Source organism: Proteiniphilum saccharofermentans (assembly GCF_900095135.1).
GTDB classification, from domain to species: Bacteria; Bacteroidota; Bacteroidia; order Bacteroidales; family Dysgonomonadaceae; genus Proteiniphilum; species Proteiniphilum saccharofermentans.
The window spans coordinates 222,875-243,692 of sequence record NZ_LT605205.1 but is presented as its reverse complement, the minus strand read 5'-3'; the positions used below and the strand labels follow the sequence as shown (position 1 = coordinate 243,692).

The window sequence follows — 20,818 nt, the reverse complement described above, 5'->3', positions numbered from 1 at the left end:
ACCCCTACCTGTTTTGTCCTACATTGCTCCCTACTCCTTCTAGTAATCCCTGATACCGGTTATCGTCGGAAATAATCTTCATCCCTTCCATAAAGATATCGTTTTCTTCATTGATGATCCTGAAAAATGCGGAAGAGTCATATAGATCCCTGGCCATCAATGCTTTTAATTGCTTAAAAATCAACGGGCGGGAAGAGGCGAATTGTTCTTCATCCCACTCGATATTCTCTTCGGAAGCTAGTTTCATCAATTTTGGAATCACACCTTCCGTTATCATATATTCTGCTTTAAACTTATTTATATCAGGATATTTCTGTAGTAACTCCCGGCGATGGTTGTCCACTTCCGCTATAGCGACCTTGTTGATCACACCCAATCCGTTTAATCTGCCGTGCAGCACAGTGCCGGCCGTCGTATCGATCGGTACAAAATAATCGGGCATAATACCACCTCCGCCATATACCGTGCGTTTATTCACCAATGTCGTGTACTTGAGGGAATCGGGGAAATGGATACTGTCGGCCTGGAACAGTTCACCGTGATTGTAACGATTCACAAAATCCATATTATATGCATCCTGGTCTCCATTCTCGTACGGTTTCTGGATGCTTCTGCCGGTCGGCGTGTAATACCTGGCCACGGTCAACCGGATCATGGTCCCGTCGGGAAGTGGTAACTGGCGTTGTACCAATCCTTTTCCAAACGTCCTTCTCCCGACTATCACACCTCTGTCCCAATCCTGAATGGCGCCGGCCAGGATCTCACTTGCGGATGCCGAGGCCTCATTGACCAATATCACCAGCTTTCCCCCTTTCAGTTCATCATCACCCGTGGCATTCATTGTATAGCGCGGCTGATTCTTTCCTTCGGTATAGACAATCAGTTTGCCGTCTCCCAAAAATTCATCCACTATATCATTGGCTGTCTGGAGTATCCCCCCTCCATTATCAGTCAGATCCAGGATGAGGTGGTCCATACCCTGCGCCCTCAACTCCTGCTCTGCCTGCCGGAACTCATCACCCGAAGTGATGCCGAAGCGACTCAGACGGATATACCCTATATCATCGGCCACCATATAGGAAGCATCGATACTGGTGATAGGGATCCTATCCCGGACAATCCGGAAAGGCATCAATTCCGGCACACCTCTGCGGAGCACTTTTACATTCACTTCAGTCCCTTTAGGGCCCCGAAGCATAGACACGACATCCTGGTTATTCTTCTTCACCCCGGCAATAAGCGTATCATTCACATAAATGATCTTATCTCCCGGCATAATACCGACCTTCTGCGACGGGCCACCGGAGATAACCTCCATTACATAGAGCGTATCGGTCAGCATATTGAACGATATACCAATCCCATCAAAGTTCCCCTGTAAAGGCTCATTCATGGCCTTCACCTCCTCCTTATTGAGATAGGTGGAATGCGGATCCAGTTCTTTCAACATGCCGCGTATGGCCGCTTCGGTCAGCCCTGAGGCATCCACATCGTCCACATACAGCCCCTGAATAAGTTGGAGGGTTCTCTCTAACTTGACACCTTCGGGTGACGGTCTGAATTGGGCATAAACACATCCGGTTAAAAACAGTGTACCTAAAACAATCGGTATTATTCTTTTTAGCATTTTTATTTTTTTGAGAGGTTTTATTCTTTTAATTCGATTCATCAGACAATCTCTATCCTTGTTTTCATTTAACGAAATAGTCCATTAAAATAACTCCATCCCTTCCGGGATAAAGCCACTCACATCGTACCCGTAACGCAGCAATTCCCTTACATGGGATGAACTGACATGGGTCAAGGCAGGTTCCGTAAATAGTACAAACGTCTCAATTCCCGAAATAGTTCGGTTCATGTCGGCTATCGTTTTTTCATATTCGAAATCTATTACCGACCTGATACCCCGTAAAATATATTGTGCACCCACCTTTTGTGCAAATTCTATGGTGAGGGAGTCGTAACTCTCCACCCTTACCCGCGGTTCGTTTTCGTATAATCCACGGATCATCCTGAGTCGTTGATCCAGGGGGAAAAATGACTTTTTCGCTTCATTAATCCCTATGGCGATCACAATTTCATCTACCAGCGATAATCCCCTTCTTACGAGCGACTCATGACCTATGGTGAAAGGGTCGAACGTACCGGGAAACAAGGCGATTCTATATTTAGCAACATCCATCTGAGACATATTTATTGGGGATGTGGGATTTGAGATGTGGGATGTGGAAATTGATTAATTACCAATTACTAATTACTAATTACAAATCAACCAATCACCTAACCACCTTTCCACCTTAATCAAGCGACCTCATCTTCTTCAACAACCAGATTTTCAATAATAAAAGATTGGCGTTCAGGAGTATTTTTGCCCATATAGAATTCGAGCAATTCTTTCAGAAGGTCTTCTTTACGCATGGTTACCCTATCCAGTCGGATATCCTCACCGATAAAGTTACGGAATTCGTCGGGCGATATTTCACCCAGCCCTTTGAATCGGGTTATTTCGGGGTTGGGTCCCAGCTCTTCAATAGCACTGAGGCGCTCTTCCTCCGTATAACAATAAAGAGTTTTCTTTTTGTTACGCACCCTGAAAAGAGGTGTTTGCAAAATATAGACATGCCCCTTTTTGATCAGGTCGGGGAAGAACTGCAGGAAGAAGGTAAGCAGCAGCAGGCGGATATGCATCCCGTCGGTATCGGCATCGGTAGCAATGATCACTTTATTGTACCGCAAGCCGTCCATATTTTCCTCAATATTGAGAGCCGCTTGCAGGAGGTTGAATTCCTCATTCTCATACACGATCTTCTTTGTCAACCCGAAGCAGTTCAGGGGTTTTCCCCTTAGGCTGAATACCGCCTGCAGGTTGGGATCACGGCTTTTAGTGATGGAGCCGCTGGCTGAGTCCCCCTCAGTAATGAAGATGCAAGTCTTATCCCTGTCATCCCCTTTGGCATCGTTGTAATGGATACGGCAATCTCTCAGTTTCTTATTGTGCAGATTGGCTTTTTTCGCCCGCTCGCGAGCCAGTTTGGTCACACCTGCTATGGCTTTACGCTCTTTCTCCGAATCAAGTATCTTTTTCTGTAGTACCTCTACAGTATCAGCATTCTTATGCAGATAATTATCCAGTTCTTTTTTGAGGAAGTCGTTAATATGTTTGCTCACTGAGATACCATTGGGTGTCATCTCCTTGGAGCCGAGTTTCGTCTTTGTCTGCGACTCGAACACCGGCTCTTCCACCTTGATACTGATGGCTGCCACCATACCGTTACGGATATCAGAGTACTCAAAGTTACGGTTATAGAACTCTTTGATCACACGTGCGGTCGCCTCCCGGAAAGCAGCAAGATGGGTTCCCCCCTGAGTAGTATGCTGTCCGTTGACAAACGAATAATACTCTTCACCGTACTGGTTGGTATGGGTAATTGCCACCTCTATATCTTCACCGAAAAGATGGATAATCGGGTAAAGTTCTTCGGAGGTAAGGTTTTCGTTCAGCAAATCTTCCAACCCGTTTTTCGAGCTGAATTTTTTATCGTTGAAAACAATGGTCAGGCCGATATTCAAAAAGACATAATTCTTCAGTAACGGCTCAATATGTTCGTCGCGGTAATGATACTCTCCAAATATTTCCACGTCAGGGGTAAAACTCACATAAGTTCCGTTTGGACTTGTGGTCGGCACAATCTCCCTGTCATTCGAGAGCACACCCTGCACAAACTCCACCGCCTTCATTTGCCCCTCCCGGAAACATTCCATTGCAAAAGAAGAAGAGAGCGCATTCACAGCTTTAATACCCACACCATTCAATCCCACAGACTTTTTAAATGCCTTGGAATCATATTTAGCGCCGGTATTCATTTTGGAACAGACATCCTTCACCTTACCGAGTGGTACACCACGCCCGTGGTCACGAACAGCCACACTTCCATTTTCAATAGTCACCTCGATGGTCTTACCGTATCCCATCATAAATTCGTCAATGGCATTGTCCAACACCTCTTTCAGAAGGACATAGATACCATCGTCATACGAAGATCCGTCGCCCAGCTTCCCGATATACATTCCGGGCCGCCGGCGGATATGTTCTTGCCACTCTAAGGTGACAATATTCTCTTCCCTATAATTATTATCGGCTATTTGTATGTCTTTTTCCGTTTCGTTCACTATTCTATTTCATTAAAATCAGACTATTTTCCGCCATGGTATAGCTCAAGCAAACTTGACTCTGCTCATTTGGCTTATAAAATAGTCCTTTATAAATTTTTTATAAATGCTCTCCGCCTTTTGTGTTGCTTTGTTTCCAGACTATTCCACATGGAATGCACTTTACTGTTTATTTCCAGTTCGGGGTTACTCTCGGCATATTCAAATCCCAATCGGTTGGCTGCCGGGATAAACTCGTTGAACATTAACGCATTCAGCCCTTTACCCTGATATTCGGGATCTACCGCCACCATTAACAAGTCGAGCACGTTGGTATCTTTTCCTTTTAACGCTTTGTAGAGGTGATACCAGCCGGTAGGCACAAATCGGCCTCTGGCTTTTTGTAATGCCTTGGCAATACTGGGAAGGCCTATGCCCACCCCTACCAGTTTATTGTCTTCCTGGCGAATCACCAATGTGAGGAATTCCAAACGAAGCATCGGGATATACATATCGACGTAATAATCAATCTGCCGGTCGGTCAACTCCACATATCCATAAAGATCTTTATAGGCACGGTTGATCAACTTAAAGATATCCCTCGCGTAGGGCAAAACATCCTTCTTACTCTCGAGATGCTTCACATCGAGCCCGAAACGTTTTTTTACGATCTCCGAGGCGCGCAGGAACCGCTCCGGCATCTCCTTGGGAATGGTAATGAGAAATTCCACCCAATCCTGATCCTTTATATATCCCATACGCTCCATATGGTTTACGTAGTAGGGATAGTTGTATATGGTGGAGAGGGTACCTATCTGGTCAAATCCCTCTACCAGCATCCCTTCATGGTCGAGGTCGGTAAAGCCGAGCGGCCCGTGTATCTTGTCCATCCCCCTCGACCGGGCCCAACTCTCAGCCGCACCGAAAAGGGCATCTACCACTTCACTATCATCAATAAAATCCACAAAACCGAATCGGGCATTCCGTTCGTTCCATTTCTCATTCGCTTTATGGTTGATGATGACACCAATCCTACCCACGATCTTATCGTCGCGATATGCCAGGAAATAGTTTGCATCACAATGATCGAATGCCGGATTTTTACTCCAGTTGAGTGTGGCTCTCTCATCGTAGATCAACGGAGGGACAAAATACTCATTCCCTTCATAGAGATCGATACCGAATTGGATGAATTTTTTCAAATCATCTTTCGTTCTGACTTTATTGATTATGACTGACATGTTTTATTTTCTGTAAATATGATTTTCACACCGATGGCAAAGATAGTGATTTTTTTATTGAATGATCAACAGGATTTTCATTCTTTCACCTTCTCCTTGTATATCTCCCATCTGTCTATCACATCGCGTACATATTTGATTGTTTCATCTGCCCTGAAATACCCATTTTTACAAACCGGATCCCGGTAGTACTGCTCCAGGCGTTTCAACTGCAAATATCTCTCCACGTTACTGTCCCATACCTCTTTATCACCACCATATTTTTCTGTCAGTGCCAATGCATCGAATACATGGCCGAGGCCTCCGTTATAAGCAGCTAAAGCCATTTTTATTCTCTCATCAGGGTTATTTATAAAACGGAAAATGTGAAGCAGATTTTTCAGGTATTCCGTACCTGCACTTATGTTTTTCTCAGGATCAAAAAGTTGCTCTCCTTCTGCACCCAATGAAGCGGCAGTAGCCGGCATTAATCCCATCAACCCTGTAGCACCCGCCCATGATTGTCCTTCCGTCTCGAATCTGGACTCCTGATAGGAAACCGAAGCAAGCAGCCGCCAGTCGATTCCCGACTCTTTCCCATATCGTTTGAAATAGGAATCAAAAGGGGAAATAACCCCATGGCCGGAAATCTCCCGGAAAGAGGGTCTTAAGAAGACGGAATATCCTTTTGTTTCTTCAAAATAGCGTTTGATGATCCGTAGAAAAGCAGTCCCGGAAGAGCGGCTCTTCATCCAGCTGTCCAGCGAATCAGCAAGTAGAGGAGTATCTTTTCTTACCACCCACGAAGAGCGCTGGTCGAAGCTGACCGGAAGATCCACATTCAGGTTTCCGAAATAGGTATGGTTGAGCATAGCCAGGTCATCGTCAGCCACTGTATAGGCGATCTCTCCCCGCGAAACCATCCGGATCAGATCTTCCACAACAATAGTGTCACTGTCTACCCTATCGATCAGAATACCTCCTCCCAGTTCGTCATTAAGGTTATTTATCCTGTCCAGGTATTTCGACTTATCGATCACTGTCACCTGCTTACCGATCAAACCGGTCACATCCGTCAACAGAGTATCGCCCTGTCCCGCACGTTGTACCAACACCTGATGTGAAATTTGCCGGAGTCCGCAATATAGTATTGAATCTTTCAAAGCATTGGTGACCGGTATACTGTAAGCAATTACATCAGCTTCCTTGTTTTGTAGCATCTCTACCATAGCTCCTGTATTCCCGGCCACAATAATCTCCGGGACTAACCCATGATGCTTGCAGAAATCACGAATCATATCGTAATGGTATCCCATGGGTTGATCCCGGTATATGAAATAGGAAGTGGATGTATTCAGAGTCAGTATGCGTAATGTATCCGACTCTACAATCTGAGGAAAATCGTACGTCCTCTCCTGTCTGCCCCAGTTTCCGCATGACAGGCACAGGATAACGGGAAACAGTAAAAACAATAGAGCTTTGCTCATATCCTGTTTAAGTTAAAAACCGGGGCAAATATAGTGAAAGCCGGGAGAAAAGCCAAGCTTGCTTAGGTTTTTCCGAGGCGCATCCTATATTATGGAAATTTAGTGAAAGCCGAGAGAAAAAACAAGCCGCCCTTGTAGAGGCAGCTTGTCCCGAAATTAAGAAAGATCAAATGACGGGTGGTTTTATTCATACGCTATTTCACCGTGTTCGGAGATATCGAGTCCGACAGATTCACTTTCCGCACTCGCCCTGATACCCACTATACTATCCACAATCTTGAATAATATCCATGTCATAATCGCACTGAATGCAATAGTGGCAACAGTTGCCACGACCTGTATCCACAACTGATTCCAATCGCCGTAGAGTGCTCCTTGCGCTCCTCCTTCGCCGGTAATCGCCTGTGTGGCAAAAATCCCGATGAGAAGTGAACCGACGACACCGCCGACACCATGCACCCCGAAGGCGTCCAATGAATCATCATAACCCAATTTTGGCTTCACATACGCTACCATAAAGAAGCAAACCAAACCGGCTACCAACCCGATAACAAAAGCCCCCAATACGCCGGAAGAGCCCGCAGCAGGTGTAATGGCAACCAGACCGGCAATAACGCCCGTACAAAAACCAACCACAGTCGGTTTTTTGTTGATAACCCAGTCGAGCGCAGTCCAAGTCAGCGCCGCAGCTGCCGCGGCTATGTTGGTAACCAGTAAAGCACTTGCAGACAAGCCGTCTGCTGCCAGGCCGCTTCCGCCGTTAAATCCCAGCCATCCCAACCACAGCAAAGCCGTACCGACCACCACGAACGGCACATTATGCGGAGTGATGGGGGCGGCTCCTTTTACATTCCATCCCTTCCTTTTACCGAGCAGGACAGCCATCACCAATGCTGATATTCCTGCATTGATATGCACCACAGTCCCTCCTGCAAAATCGATGGCACCCATTTCACCTATCCAGCCGCCGCCCCAGACCCAGTGGGCCAGCGGATTGTAAACCACCAGCGCCCATAACACGGAGAACAGCAGGAAGCCGCTGAATTTGATACGTTCGGCAAATGCACCGATGATCAATGCAGGCGTAATAACGGCAAACATTCCCTGAAACGACACAAACAAAAGTTCAGGAATAGCATAACCGTCAAGCAGGTCATTGATCCCTACGCCTTGCAGGAATATTTTATCGAAACCACCCACAACAGCATTCAAACCTCCCTCCAGCGAAGTAAAGGCCAGGCTATAACCAATCGCTACCCACTCTATAATGATTACAGCGGTCAGAATAAGACACTGCATCAATACACTCAATACATTCTTCCGGCGTACCAGACCTCCGTAGAACAGGGCCAGCCCGGGAATGGTCATCATCATTACAAGAATAGTGGCTACTATAATCCAGGCAGTATCACCGCTGTTCAGGACAGGTACCGCATCGTCCTGTGCAAAAGCAATAGCAGGTATGGCAAATAATGCGCAAAACATCATTATATATTTTATTATTTTATGCTTCATAATCTGTAAAAGTTATTTTTTAATCATTCTATCTTTTGGGAGTTTTAAGCATCCTTTTGCTCTTTGTCATACAATGACTCATCGCCACGGTCACCTGTACGGATCCGGATGGATTGCTCAATGGTTGACACGAAAATCCGGCCGTCTCCACTTTCACCCGTATAAGCGGATCGTAAAATAGCGTCGATCGATTTTTGCACATTTACTTCCCTGACCACGAAAGAGAGATAAATACGCTCGATGGCATTGACATCGTAAGCGATCCCCCGGAAAATAAGACCCTGTTTTGCTGTTCCCTGACCTTTTACTCCCCACCATGAAAGGAAGTCTATGTCAGCCTCATGCAAGGCAGCCCGAACCTCGTCGAACTTTGACTTGCGGATAATTGCTTCAATTTTCTTCATAAATGTTTGTTATAATTAATATATTTAGTGTAAAGAATAGATTTTATCAAAAACTCATACCGAAGACCAGGAAGACATCCTTCGTATCAGGATTCAGAATTGCCTGGGTAAAAACCGGAAGTGAAAATGAATCGGTGATGGTTATCTCTTTGCTTGCTTTTATCGACGCATTGATCAATGCGAACCCATCTGAATAAGCGCCTTCCCAGGGAGTTGCACCCAATATCAAATCCACATTGACACTCCCGACCGGAAGGGAGTAGGATGCTTCGAAATAGCTGGAATAATCATCATCCCCCGCAAAATTGGTATTCCATGCTAATGAAAGGGGAAAAGATTCTCCGAATGAGTAACCCAATGTGGCTTCAAAAACATGCTCCGAATAATCAAAATAACCGCTGCCTTCACCGTCCGGAAGATTCCGGGGAAAGAAATAATCGGTCACCAATACCGAAAAATTGCCAATGGAGTAACCGGCATACAGGTCAAACTCCCTCCAGCTACTTTCGAAACTGGTCGATCCCCATGCCCCAATTGAAAAATTGCCTGCCGAAAGTGAAATACCCGGTTGTACCGCGGCCGGACCACAATACTGGCCACGCCAGATATACGAACTTACAATATCGGCCCCTGCCGAGACAGCCACCTCCTGCCCTTTGACCCCATTTGCAGTTCCTAAGACTGCAATCAGCACAAAAAATAATTTTACCTTTTTCATCTTTTTTGCTTTTTAAATGAATAACCTTCAATCTTTAATCTATAAGTAACCAAAACCTAAAACAAACAATCTTTTTGAAATCAAATACGAGGAAATAAAATCTTTTTGACAATATTAAAGCGCAAAGATAATCAAAAAGATTATAAAACAAATAAAAATAAAACATTTTGACTAAAATATATCAAAAAATATAGCTATTAGTACAAAAACAAAAGGATATTATCATCAAAAAGATAATTTATCAATTCATAATCAAATGTTTAGGAAATAAGGAAAAAGATCGTTATTTTTGCAGGGAATAGGACATGAGAGCGATGACAATGAGTGTGTCATTGAGAGTGAACCATTGAATTGAGAAGTAAAATATTGAAAATAAGATTAATATGTTACAATCAAAAATCAAGTCTGATGAAACCCTGCCTCTTGACCCTTCTCTTAACCTTGGCTCTCGTTTCCACAGGCATAACACAGGCACAGCAGCCCGGGGATTGGCGTAAACTCGTGGAACAACTGGCCGAGGAGGAAATGAATGAAGCTGCCATTGAAAACATGTATGAAGAATTGTTGCAACTGGAAAACAATCCCATAAACCTGAACACGGCCACCCGTGAGCAATTGGAAAATTTCCCATTGCTTTCCATGGAAGATGCCGACGCCATCTTCCGTTTTTTAGAAAAAAACCGTCCCATATATACCTTGTTCGAATTGAGGAACGTACCACTTCTTGATATCAAGACCGTAGAGATGATCCTACCCTTTTTTTATGTAGGTGAAACGGAAGATAAAGCAGCCCGCCCACAGGTGTCCGATATCCTGAAAAACGGCCGTCACGAACTCCAGTCCCGTTTTGACAAAACGCTGACACAGCGAGCCGGCTACGGTGAGTTTCCGGACAGCATCCTTGAACGGTATCCCAACCGTAAATACCGCGGGGAAGATTTTTACGCCTCCCTCCGTTATTCTTTCCGTTACCGGAACAAGGTGCAGATGGGGATTACAGCCGAAAAAGACGCGGGAGAGCCTTTTTTCAAACCGGACTATCCGAAAGGATATGACCATTACGGCTTTCACCTGATTATAAACGATATAGGTTGGTTGAAAACGGTCGTGTTAGGGGATTACCGGCTCTCTTTCGGCCAAGGGCTGGTGCTGAACAACGATTTCATGATCAGCAAGTCATGGAGCACCGGCAATATTGCCCGGCGGACCTTACAACCCAAACGCCACTTTTCCACCGCCGAAGACGGTTTTTTTAGGGGAACTGCCGCGGTGGCGGAATTCAGGAATTTCGCCATCACCGGCTTTTATTCCAATAAAAAGATCGACGCCAACCTGTCGGACGACGGCCATATCACCTCGTTCAAGGTAGACGGCCTGCATCGCACCCCGCTTGAAATCGGGAAGAAGAGGAATACGCGGGAGCAGGTGGCGGGAGGCAACATCAACTTCCGAAAAGACCGCTTGCAGATAGGTATCAGCGGTATATATTACCAATATAACAGGATGTACAATCCCACACTCCGGGATTACAACTTTTACTCTCTGAGAGATTTTTCCAACTTCAACGCGAGCATCGATTACTCCTATCAACTCCCCGGCTTGATATTCGCGGGTGAGACATCCTTTGCCAGGAATGGAGCGGTCGCTACATTGAATACCCTGCAATACCGCTTCTCCGGCAACCTGTCGTTTTCACTGTTACACAGGCACTATCCTATTTCTTACAATGCCTTTTATGCACAGGCATTCTCGGAAGGGAGCGACGTGCAAAACGAGCGAGGATTGTATATCGGCACTGAATTCCGTCCTTTCCCCAAATTCTCGGTAACCGCCTATGCCGATTTTGTCCGCTTCCCATGGCTGAAATATAATATAGATACGCCATCGAATGCAGTCGATCTTTACCTTCTGGGAACCTACACTTTCTCGCGTCAGTCGTTTCTGGAAGGGCGATACAAGTACAAACAAAAGGAGAAGAATACCGCCTGGCCGGATGAGAAAAGCCGGTCGGTTCTCCCCTACGCCACCCATAAATTCCGTCTCAGGTACTCCCGCGATCTGCGGAGCGGGTGGAATTTCCGCACTACCGCTGACATGGCGCATTACAAGGAGAAGCATTTCCCGGCCGAAAACGGATTTATGCTCTCGCAAAATATCGGTTACCGGGGAAAAGGCTCGCTAACCGGAGATGCCTACCTGGCATGGTTCAACGCCGACACCTATGAGGCACGGCTCTATTCCCACGAACGGAACCTGCTGAACAGCTTTTATATGCCCTCGTTTTACGGGAAGGGTTGCCGACTGGCATTCTCCGCAAAATACGCGATCACGGATAACCTCTCTTTCTCCGTGAAATTCGGACATACCCGTTACTTCAACCGCGACACCATTGGCAGCGGCACCGAACTGATCGACGGAAAACGCCGTTCCGATCTTTTTAGTTATTTAAGATGGGTGTTTTAGGGGTTGGCCCTGTTCATTTGACTTAACGAAATAGTTTGTACATTTGTACGCAAAAAACAGACGAAGCATGCCCACACCCCTTCTTCAAATTGACCGGCTGACCAAAAGTTTCGGTGACTTAGTATTATTCAACGACATTTCTTTCGGCATTGCCGAAGGGGATAAGATTGGTTTGATCGCCCCCAACGGATCGGGTAAGACCACCCTGTTGAATATCCTTGCCGGAAAAGAACCGTACGACGATGGGAGGGTGGTATTCCGCAACGATATCCGGCTGGCCTACCTGGAACAGTCGCCGGCTTTCGATCCTGAAAAGACGGTATTAGAGACCTGCTTCAGCACCGACAATGAGACAGTGAAGCTGATCGCCCGCTATGAAGAGGTGATCTCCTCCGGAAACCAGGAGGGATTAGACCATTTGCTTGCCGGGATGGACCTGCATAACGCCTGGGATTACGAGCAGCGCATCAAACAGATACTGACGCAATTAAAGATTACCGATTTTCAACAGAAGATAGGGGAACTCTCGGGCGGACAAGTGAAACGGGTGGCGCTGGCCAATGTGCTGATCAGTGAACCGGAACTGCTGATCATGGATGAGCCGACCAACCACCTCGACCTTGAGATGGTGGAGTGGCTGGAAGAGCATCTCACGCGCAACAATATCAGCCTGCTGATGGTCACACACGACCGCTATTTCCTCGACCGGGTCTGCAACCAGATATTGGAGATTGATAACAAACAGGTTTTTTCTTATAAAGGTAACTATTCCTACTATTTAGAAAAACGGGATGAGCGGGTCATGGCACAAAATGCCGAAACCGAAAAGGCCAGGAATCTGCTGAGGAAAGAGTTGGACTGGATGCGGCGGCAACCACAGGCCAGGGGCACCAAAGCCAAATCGCGTATCGATGCATTTTATTCGCTCGAAGAGAAAGCCCAGCAGAAAAAGGATGGGCAAAATATCCGCCTGGCCGCAAAGGGCAGCTATATCGGGAAAAAGATCTTCGAGGCAAAAGAGGTCAGCAAGCGGTTCGGCAACGTCAGGATTACCGAAAAATTCAACTATATCTTCACCCGTTATGAAAAGATGGGTGTCGTGGGAAATAACGGTACAGGAAAATCCACATTTGTGAAGATGCTGCTGGGAGTGGAAGAACCCGACAGCGGCGGTTTTGATATCGGCGAAACGGTCAATTTCGGCTATTACAGCCAGGATGGATTGCAATTCGACGAACAGACAAAAGTGATCGATGTGGTACAGGCTATTGCCGAAGTGATCGACCTGGGTGACGGCCACCGCCTGACCGCCTCCCAATTCCTGCAACACTTCCTCTTCCCGCCCGAGAAACAACATAATTATGTATATAAACTCAGCGGGGGTGAAAAACGACGACTCTACCTCTGTACGGTACTGATCAAAAATCCCAATTTTTTAGTACTGGACGAGCCGACCAATGACCTTGACATTCTTACGCTGAATATATTAGAAGAGTATCTTGCAGGCTTCAAGGGATGCCTTATCGTAGTGTCGCATGACCGCTATTTTATGGATAAGGTGGTAGATCACCTGCTGGTATTCCATGGCAACGCACAGATTCAGGACTTTCCGGGGAACTATACGCAATACCGGGAATGGAAAGTGGCAGAAGAGAAAAAAACAGCAAAAGAGGAAAAAACGGCTGGCGGCGGCCCCAAAACCTCCACTTCAGTACCGGAAACGCCACCCCACCGGAAAAGGCCTGAAGAGAAGAAAAAACTTTCGTTTAAGGAAAAACAGGAGTTCGAATCACTCGAACAGGAGATAGAACAAATGGAAGCGGAAAAAGAACGTATCACCAACGAACTCTCCTCCGGAAACCTGTCCACAGAAAAACTGATGGCCAAATCGAACCGCCTGTCCGAACTGATCGATCTTATTGATGAGAAAACAATGCGCTGGCTCGAACTCAGCGATCGCGATCAATAATACCGATAGTTTTTCACCTTTGAGATAACGCTATATTGTTTCATTATTACTTTTGTGCGCGATTTGAAAACAAAAATGGAGTACAACGAACTATTTGCCCGTACAGAACTGCTGATCGGCAGGGAAGCAATGCAGTCGCTCGCCACAAAAAAAGTAATACTTTTCGGGGTGGGCGGTGTAGGCAGTTGGTGTGCCGAAGGATTGATCCGGAGCGGAATAATGCACCTTACTATTGTCGACTCAGATAAAGTGGCCGTTGCCAACAGCAATCGTCAACTACCTGCTACTACCCAAACAATTGGACAGTTGAAAGTGGAGGTACTTAAAAAGCGGCTACAGGAAATCAACCCCTTCGCCACTATCAATGCAATCCCGGAAATTTACAGTGCCGGCTCATCCTCTTCATTTCAATTGGAACAGTATGATTATGTGATCGACGCTATCGACTCACTCGCACACAAGACGCATCTGCTCACCGCAGCATCGGAAAGCGGAGCCACTGTCTTCTCCTCTATGGGTGCAGCACTCAAGATAGATCCGCAACAAATCAGGGTAGCGGAGTTCTGGAAAGTACGTGGATGCAAGCTGGCATCGGCATTACGTGACCGCCTGCGGAAAGGAGCAAAACTACAAAAACCGATCTTGTGTGTCTACAGCGAGGAACGACTCTCCAACATAGGCACAGAAGCCCTGCCCGATGCCGATGAGAAAGGCAGTTTCCGTAAAGCGCAGACCAACGGCACCATGGTGCAGGTGACCGCCGTCTTCGGCTTCACCCTCTCAGGCCTGGTAATTCAGGATATCATGAAGAACGGGAATTCCGGTAACCAATCACCATTCCTTTAACTTTCGATGGCAATGGATTGAATGATCCTATCCGCAACCTGCTTCGCTACCTCATCTTTTCTTTTCATAAAAAAGGAGACTTGCCATGCATTAAGCTCCGACATAAGAATGATTACAACACAAATAAGATTTCATACGATTGATATTGTGTATAAATCCAGTGGCGGAATTAATTATTATTTCCGAAATATTGAAAATATTCCTTAATCAATAATCTAAAAAATATGGATGAGAAATTGAAGTACCTATCAATGGAGTTTACAGGCAGATAGAAGCAACGGTTTTCCATTATTTTTTACTACTTTTGTGTCTCTAAAACAGCAATATCAAGATATGCATATCGAGAATAATCTTCAGGATGTCATTATCCGCGCAATAAAAGAACTTTATCACGAAGACGTGGAAACGTCGCAAATCACGCTTCAAAAAACAAAGAAAGAGTTTAAAGGGCACTACACGCTCGTCACCTTCCCTTTGCTAAAAATCTCCCGGAAGAAACCGGAAGAGACGGCACAGGAAATAGGTTCCTGGTTAACGGAAAACGCAGATATCGTCTCCGGATTCAATGTAATCAAAGGATTTCTGAATCTGGAAATTACGGCAGAAGCCTGGCTCCGGTTATTGGAACAGATCGACGGAGAACCTGATTACGGTTTCACACCTGTAGCGGATGATGCACCACTCTATATGATAGAGTACTCTTCCCCCAACACCAATAAACCATTGCACCTGGGGCATGTGCGAAACAACCTCCTGGGACATTCGTTGTGCGAAGTATTGGCAGCTAACGGAAAACGGGTGGTAAAAACCAATATCGTGAACGACCGGGGTATCCATATCTGCAAATCGATGCTGGCCTGGCAGAAGTGGGGCAACGGCGAAACGCCCGAATCTTCCGGTAAAAAGGGGGATCACCTGATCGGCGACTATTATGTGTTGTTCGATAAAAAATATAAAGAGGAATTGGGTTCATTACAGGAAAAAGGCATGTCGAAAGAGGATGCCGAGGAACAGTCGCAACTGATGGCGGAAGCCCGCGAAATGTTACGCAAATGGGAAGCCGGGGACGAAGAGACCGTCAACCTGTGGAAGCGGATGAACGAGTGGGTATATGCAGGATTTGACGAGACCTACCACCGAATGGGAGTATCATTCGATAAAATCTATTATGAATCGGAGACCTATCTTGCCGGAAAAGAAGAGGTACTGCGAGGTCTGAATCAAGGACTTTTCTACCGGAAAGAAGATGGATCGGTATGGGCCGACCTAACTCCCTACGGGCTGGATCACAAGCTGCTACTACGTGCCGACGGGACATCGGTCTATATGACGCAGGATATCGGTACAGCCAAATTACGGTTTGACGACTATCCCATCGACACCATGATCTATGTGGTGGGGAATGAACAGAACTATCATTTCCAGGTACTTTCCATTCTTCTCGACATGCTTGGATTTGAGTTTGGCAAAGGACTCGTACACTTCTCTTACGGCATGGTGGAACTACCCGAAGGAAAAATGAAATCGCGTGAAGGGACAGTGGTCGATGCCGACGACCTGATGACCGAAATGGTGGAAACTGCCCGTGAGACATCGAAAGAATTGGGTAAACTGGATGGTATATCTACCGAAGAAGCGGATAAAATCGCAGAGATGGTAGGTATGGGCGCCCTCAAATACTTTATACTGAAAGTAGACCCGAAGAAAAACATGACCTTTAATCCGAAAGAATCGATCGATTTTAACGGGAACACAGGGCCATTCATTCAATACACGCACGCACGTATACAATCCGTCCTGCGCAAAGCCAGTGAACAGGGCATCACTATTCCTGAAAGACTGGAGAACACCCTCACCCTTTCCGGGAAAGAAGAAGGGCTGGTACAGTTACTCGCGGAATTCGATGCGGTGGTGAAACAGGCAGGCACCGAATACAATGTCTCTCTCATCGGGAACTATGTGTACGAACTGGCAAAAGAGTTCAACCAGTTCTACCACGATTTCTCCATCCTTCGTGAAGAGAACAGCTCATTACGTGATTTCCGGTTGTTATTGTCAAAAAATATAGCCCTGACCATCAAAAAAGGAATGAAATTATTTGGCATAGATGTACCCGAACGGATGTAATACTAACTGAAGAATTGATTCAGTCGGAAGTCCGGGATCTGCCATATCGGAAGCGCTATGAGCAAAACAAAGATCAATAGAAGCATACTCCTTCTTACCATCCTGTTTTTCTGGAACACAGGAGGCGTGCGGTCACAACTCTATCCCGATTCGGTTTACTCCGACCGGCCAACTCTTATTCACCGGTTAGAAATAGGAGGCCGTCCGGGTTACATCATTCCCACCAACAAATTCCTGAGGGGAGAGAATGAGCAATCCCGACCGATCAGGTATGCCTTTTCCTCTCACCTGAAATATGCTTTTCAGTTCCATCCCGACAGCCGTACCGGACAGATCTACCGCGGCGCTTATCAAGGAATCGGGTTTGCCTATTATAACTTTGAAAATTCTCGTGAGATCGGGAACCCGAAAGCGGCCTATCTATTTCAGGGAGCGACCCTTGCCGAGATCACTCCTCGCCTGTCGTTCGATTATGAATGGAATTTCGGGCTGTCGACCGGATGGAATCCTTACGACTATGACAAAAATCCTTACAACGGAATGGTCGGATCAAAGGTCAATGCCTATATGAACGTAAACTTTTATTTCAGGTATCTTCTTTCCCGGTATTTCGATCTTATTTACGGCGTCACTTTCACTCATTTCTCTAACGGAAATACCAAATTCCCTAATGCAGGATTGAATGCGACAGATATAAAAGCGGGGATCACCTATAATATCAACCGACAGGTAAACTACCTCTCACAAGGCTTACCCGGTTACACCTCTCTTATAAGGGATTTCCCCCACCATATCAGTTACGATGTAGTATTATTCGGTTCCTGGCGGCGCAAAGGGATCGTCTTCGATGGGGAACCAATGGCTTCGCCTGACAAGTACACCGTGCTTGGATTCAACATCAACCCCATGTACAACCTGGGATACAAACTGCGAGTAGGAGCATCGTTAGACGGGGTATATGACAGCAGCGCCAACATATTTACCGAAGATTACATCATCTCCTACGGCGACCCAAATCCCGGATATACATTTTATAAACCTGCGGTGAATAAACAACTGGCGCTGGGACTTTCCGCCCGGGCAGAATATGTGATGCCCTATTTCGACGTGGGAGTGGGTATCGGAGCCAACCTGTTGCACGGCGGTGGAGACCTTAAAGGGTTTTATCAGATATTGGCTTTAAAAATAAAAGTCACGCGTTACTCGTTTATTCATATCGGGTATAACCTGCAGAATTTTGATACGCCTAACTACCTGATGTTAGGCCTTGGCCTGCGGCTGAATAACCAGCATCCGCAGCATTAAATAAAGTGGGAAGGCAGAAAAGTGATTTGAATTAGCAATTACTAATTACCAATGGATCAATGCGACATAAGTCCGGGATCCCAAATTTTTCATTTTTCACTTTTAGTTTAAGAAGTCTTGATTCATGACTCTAAGAGTCTTAATTCTAAATAAAATGAAACTAAAAAAACTGATTACATCTTTTTTCCTGACAGGCAGTATAGTGTTGACCTGGGGGCAGAATCCCGCATTAAAGACGCACTATAATTCTCCCGCTACAAATTGGGAAAATGAAGCTCTGCCGGTTGGCAACGGCCACATAGGTGCAATGGTCTTCGGCGGTGTCGACGAAGATGTTATTCTTGTGAATGAAAAAACATTATGGTCAGGCGGACCGGGTAAAAATCCTGATTACAACGGCGGGCACCGGAGAACGCCTGCTGAAAACCATCGTACTTTGCAACATATCAGAAATACTTTACAGGAGAAAATGACGGATTTCACAGCTACACAGTCCGCAGGAATAGATGCAAACGGAAAAGTTATCGCACATGATTATGCTCCTGAAGACGACGGGTTGAAAAGCCATATCCTGGACCTGACGGGGAACAGAGACGATTTTGGTTCCTATCAGCAATTGAGCAACATCCACATTGGCTCGAATCCGGCAACATCTGCCGGTTATTCCCGGTACGCACGTGAACTGGATATCGACAATGCGGTTGCTAAAACGACGTATCTCCAAAATGGAATAAATTACACACGTGAATATTTCGTCAGCCATCCCGACAATATAATTGTCATTCGTCTTACGGCTGATAAAAGAGGTTCACTTTCACATACATTTTATTTCACATCGCCGCAGGAAAGCATCCTTATAAGCGTGAGAGATAACGTTATTACCCTGGAAGGGAGGCCGGCTGACCATGGCGACGACGGCTTGAAGTTTGTCCAGCAAATGATAATCATCCCTACAGGCGGAACGATAAGTAATGACGGTAACCAAATCAAGGTGAAAAATGCCGACGAAATATTGCTGATCTCCTCGGCCGCAACCAATTACCATCAGTCGATGAATGCTGGTTTCAATTATTTTTCCAGCATCAATCCCCGCAACACAGTTGAAAACACAATACATAAAGCAGTTCAAAAAACCTATACCCAATTGTTGGACACACATATTCGGGATTATAAATCACTGTACGGCAGGATGAGTATTTCATTGGGCAATGCGGCTAACATCAATAATAAGACTACTGATGAGTTATTAAAAGGATATAAAGACGGTACCAATACACCCGCAGAAAATTTATACCTCGAGCAGTTGTATTATCAATTTGGACGCTATCTATTGATTTCATCTTCCCGAAAAGGCTCATTGCCCGCCAATCTTCAGGGGATCTGGGCAAAAGGATTAACCCCTCCATGGAATGCCGACTATCATACCAACATTAATGTCCAGATGAATTATTGGCTGGCCCAACAAACCAATCTGTCCGACTGCCATATACCGGTCATTGAATATACCAAAAGCCTTGTTTCGCGGGGAAGACTTACCGCGCAACATTATTATTGTAAACAAGACGGAAGTCCGGTGAGAGGCTGGGTCATTCATCATGAAAATAATATCTGGGGTAATACCGCCCCCGGAAACTGGTACACAGCATTTTACTTTCCGGCTGCCGCTGCCTGGATGTGCCAGGATATCTGGGAGTATTATCAGTTCAATCAGGACATAGAATTCCTGAGGGACTACTACCCGATCATGACAGATGCCGCATTATTCTGGGTAGATAATCTCTGGTGCGATTCCCGCGACGGAACTCTTGTCGCGAATCCCTCTTATTCACCTGAACATGGCCCCTATTCGCTTGGCGCATCAGCCGATCAGGCCATTATATGGGAACTGTTCGATATGGTAATCAAGGCAAGCGATACATTAAAATATGATACTCCGGAATTACAGGAGATAAAGAAGGCAAAGGATCAGTTGGCCGGACCCCGGATCGGTCTTGCCGGACAACTGATGGAATGGAAAGATGAGTTGCTGATGGACATTACGGGCGACAATGGGCATCGGCACGTCAACCATTTACACTGGTTGCATCCGGGAAGCAGGATCGTATCAGGCAGAAGTGCGGAGGAGGACCTATATGCAAAAGCGATGCAAACCACACTGAATACGCGTGGCGATGGGGGTACAGGCTGGAGTAAAGCGTGGAAAATAAATTTCTGGGCGCGACTGCATGACGGTAACCGTGCTCATAAACTGGTGCAGGAAATATTGAAAGAATCTACACTGACAAATCTGTTCGATACCCACCCGCCCTTCCAGATCGACGGGAACTTTGGTGCTACTTCAGGAATGACCGAGATGCTCGTGCAAAGTCACGGTGGTTATATCGAATTATTGCCTTCACTCCCTGATGCCTGGACCAGCGGCAGCTTTAAAGGGATCAAAGCCCGGGGAAATTTTGAAATAGAAGCAGAATGGAATGATGGAAAAATCACATCATTGAAGATCACCTCTGAGTCGGGAAACGATTGCGTGGTGAAATACAACGGGAAAACATTTTCTTTCCCAACCACCGCGGGAACTACCTATGATTTGAGCAATAAAACAAAATTTTAATCAT

Annotated in this window: 14 protein-coding genes; 6 read left to right on the top strand and 8 right to left on the bottom strand. The window is 45.9% G+C overall.

Annotation, left to right across the window (positions count from 1 at the left end; genetic code table 11):
• Positions 1 to 4: 4 nt before the first annotated feature.
• From PSM36_RS00810 to PSM36_RS00775, 8 genes are all read right to left on the bottom strand, one after another.
• The gene (locus tag PSM36_RS00810; protein WP_076928370.1) at positions 5 to 1,627 is read right to left on the bottom strand and encodes a S41 family peptidase; all 1,623 of its coding nucleotides are present in this window, start codon (positions 1,625 to 1,627) and stop codon (positions 5 to 7) included.
• 84 nt (positions 1,628 to 1,711) lie between these two features.
• Positions 1,712 to 2,191, bottom strand: a complete 480-nt coding sequence (gene coaD, locus PSM36_RS00805; protein ID WP_019540005.1) for a pantetheine-phosphate adenylyltransferase — start codon at positions 2,189 to 2,191, stop codon at positions 1,712 to 1,714.
• A gap of 110 nt (positions 2,192 to 2,301) precedes the next feature.
• A complete protein-coding gene (locus PSM36_RS00800) occupies positions 2,302 to 4,170 on the bottom strand; it encodes a DNA topoisomerase IV subunit B (protein ID WP_076928369.1) in 1,869 nt (622 codons plus the stop codon).
• Positions 4,171 to 4,259: 89 nt separating this feature from the next.
• The gene (locus tag PSM36_RS00795; protein WP_076928368.1) at positions 4,260 to 5,390 is read right to left on the bottom strand and encodes a GNAT family N-acetyltransferase; all 1,131 of its coding nucleotides are present in this window, start codon (positions 5,388 to 5,390) and stop codon (positions 4,260 to 4,262) included.
• A gap of 77 nt (positions 5,391 to 5,467) precedes the next feature.
• Complete coding sequence (locus PSM36_RS00790; RefSeq protein ID WP_076928367.1) at positions 5,468 to 6,856, bottom strand: MltF family protein; 1,389 nt, start codon at positions 6,854 to 6,856, stop codon at positions 5,468 to 5,470.
• Positions 6,857 to 7,039: 183 nt separating this feature from the next.
• On the bottom strand, positions 7,040 to 8,371 hold the full coding sequence (locus tag PSM36_RS00785; RefSeq protein WP_394333041.1) for an ammonium transporter: 1,332 nt from the start codon (positions 8,369 to 8,371) through the stop codon (positions 7,040 to 7,042).
• A gap of 44 nt (positions 8,372 to 8,415) precedes the next feature.
• Complete coding sequence (locus PSM36_RS00780) at positions 8,416 to 8,775, bottom strand: P-II family nitrogen regulator (protein WP_019540010.1); 360 nt, start codon at positions 8,773 to 8,775, stop codon at positions 8,416 to 8,418.
• A gap of 46 nt (positions 8,776 to 8,821) precedes the next feature.
• Positions 8,822 to 9,493 carry a TorF family putative porin gene (locus tag PSM36_RS00775; protein WP_076928366.1) on the bottom strand — a complete coding sequence of 224 codons (672 nt, stop codon included), beginning with the start codon at positions 9,491 to 9,493 and terminating at the stop codon, positions 8,822 to 8,824.
• A 408-nt stretch (positions 9,494 to 9,901) separates the two neighbouring features.
• Between PSM36_RS00775 and PSM36_RS00770 the strand changes: the two genes are divergently transcribed.
• The 6 genes from PSM36_RS00770 (at position 9,902) to PSM36_RS00745 (ending at position 20,814) form a co-directional block, all read left to right on the top strand.
• Positions 9,902 to 11,956: a ComEA family DNA-binding protein gene (locus PSM36_RS00770; protein ID WP_076928365.1), complete on the top strand. Its 2,055-nt coding sequence runs from the start codon at positions 9,902 to 9,904 to the stop codon at positions 11,954 to 11,956.
• A gap of 67 nt (positions 11,957 to 12,023) precedes the next feature.
• Entirely contained in the window at positions 12,024 to 13,925 is a 1,902-nt protein-coding gene (locus tag PSM36_RS00765) for an ABC-F family ATP-binding cassette domain-containing protein (RefSeq protein ID WP_076928364.1), read from the top strand.
• Between the two features lie 75 nt (positions 13,926 to 14,000).
• A complete protein-coding gene (locus PSM36_RS00760; protein ID WP_076928363.1) occupies positions 14,001 to 14,771 on the top strand; it encodes a tRNA threonylcarbamoyladenosine dehydratase in 771 nt (256 codons plus the stop codon).
• Positions 14,772 to 15,104: 333 nt separating this feature from the next.
• Positions 15,105 to 16,898, top strand: a complete 1,794-nt coding sequence (gene argS / locus PSM36_RS00755; RefSeq protein ID WP_076928362.1) for an arginine--tRNA ligase — start codon at positions 15,105 to 15,107, stop codon at positions 16,896 to 16,898.
• Positions 16,899 to 16,955: 57 nt separating this feature from the next.
• Complete coding sequence (locus PSM36_RS00750) at positions 16,956 to 18,203, top strand: acyloxyacyl hydrolase (RefSeq protein ID WP_076928361.1); 1,248 nt, start codon at positions 16,956 to 16,958, stop codon at positions 18,201 to 18,203.
• 154 nt (positions 18,204 to 18,357) lie between these two features.
• On the top strand, positions 18,358 to 20,814 hold the full coding sequence (locus PSM36_RS00745) for a glycoside hydrolase family 95 protein (protein WP_076928360.1): 2,457 nt from the start codon (positions 18,358 to 18,360) through the stop codon (positions 20,812 to 20,814).
• Positions 20,815 to 20,818 lie beyond the last annotated feature (4 nt).

Bases quoted from the DNA above. Each gene is read 5' to 3' on its own strand.
- PSM36_RS00810 (WP_076928370.1), bottom strand. From the start codon at position 1,627: ATGCTAAAAAGAATAATACCGATTGTTTTAGGTACACTGTTTTTAACC.
- coaD (WP_019540005.1), bottom strand. From the start codon at position 2,191: ATGTCTCAGATGGATGTTGCTAAATATAGAATCGCCTTGTTTCCCGGT.
- PSM36_RS00795 (WP_076928368.1), bottom strand. From the start codon at position 5,390: ATGTCAGTCATAATCAATAAAGTCAGAACGAAAGATGATTTGAAAAAA.
- PSM36_RS00790 (WP_076928367.1), bottom strand. From the start codon at position 6,856: ATGAGCAAAGCTCTATTGTTTTTACTGTTTCCCGTTATCCTGTGCCTG.
- PSM36_RS00785 (WP_394333041.1), bottom strand. From the start codon at position 8,371: ATGAAGCATAAAATAATAAAATATATAATGATGTTTTGCGCATTATTT.
- PSM36_RS00780 (WP_019540010.1), bottom strand. From the start codon at position 8,775: ATGAAGAAAATTGAAGCAATTATCCGCAAGTCAAAGTTCGACGAGGTT.
- PSM36_RS00775 (WP_076928366.1), bottom strand. From the start codon at position 9,493: ATGAAAAAGGTAAAATTATTTTTTGTGCTGATTGCAGTCTTAGGAACT.
- PSM36_RS00770 (WP_076928365.1), top strand. From the start codon at position 9,902: ATGAAACCCTGCCTCTTGACCCTTCTCTTAACCTTGGCTCTCGTTTCC.
- PSM36_RS00765 (WP_076928364.1), top strand. From the start codon at position 12,024: ATGCCCACACCCCTTCTTCAAATTGACCGGCTGACCAAAAGTTTCGGT.
- PSM36_RS00760 (WP_076928363.1), top strand. From the start codon at position 14,001: ATGGAGTACAACGAACTATTTGCCCGTACAGAACTGCTGATCGGCAGG.
- argS (WP_076928362.1), top strand. From the start codon at position 15,105: ATGCATATCGAGAATAATCTTCAGGATGTCATTATCCGCGCAATAAAA.
- PSM36_RS00750 (WP_076928361.1), top strand. From the start codon at position 16,956: ATGAGCAAAACAAAGATCAATAGAAGCATACTCCTTCTTACCATCCTG.
- PSM36_RS00745 (WP_076928360.1), top strand. From the start codon at position 18,358: ATGAAACTAAAAAAACTGATTACATCTTTTTTCCTGACAGGCAGTATA.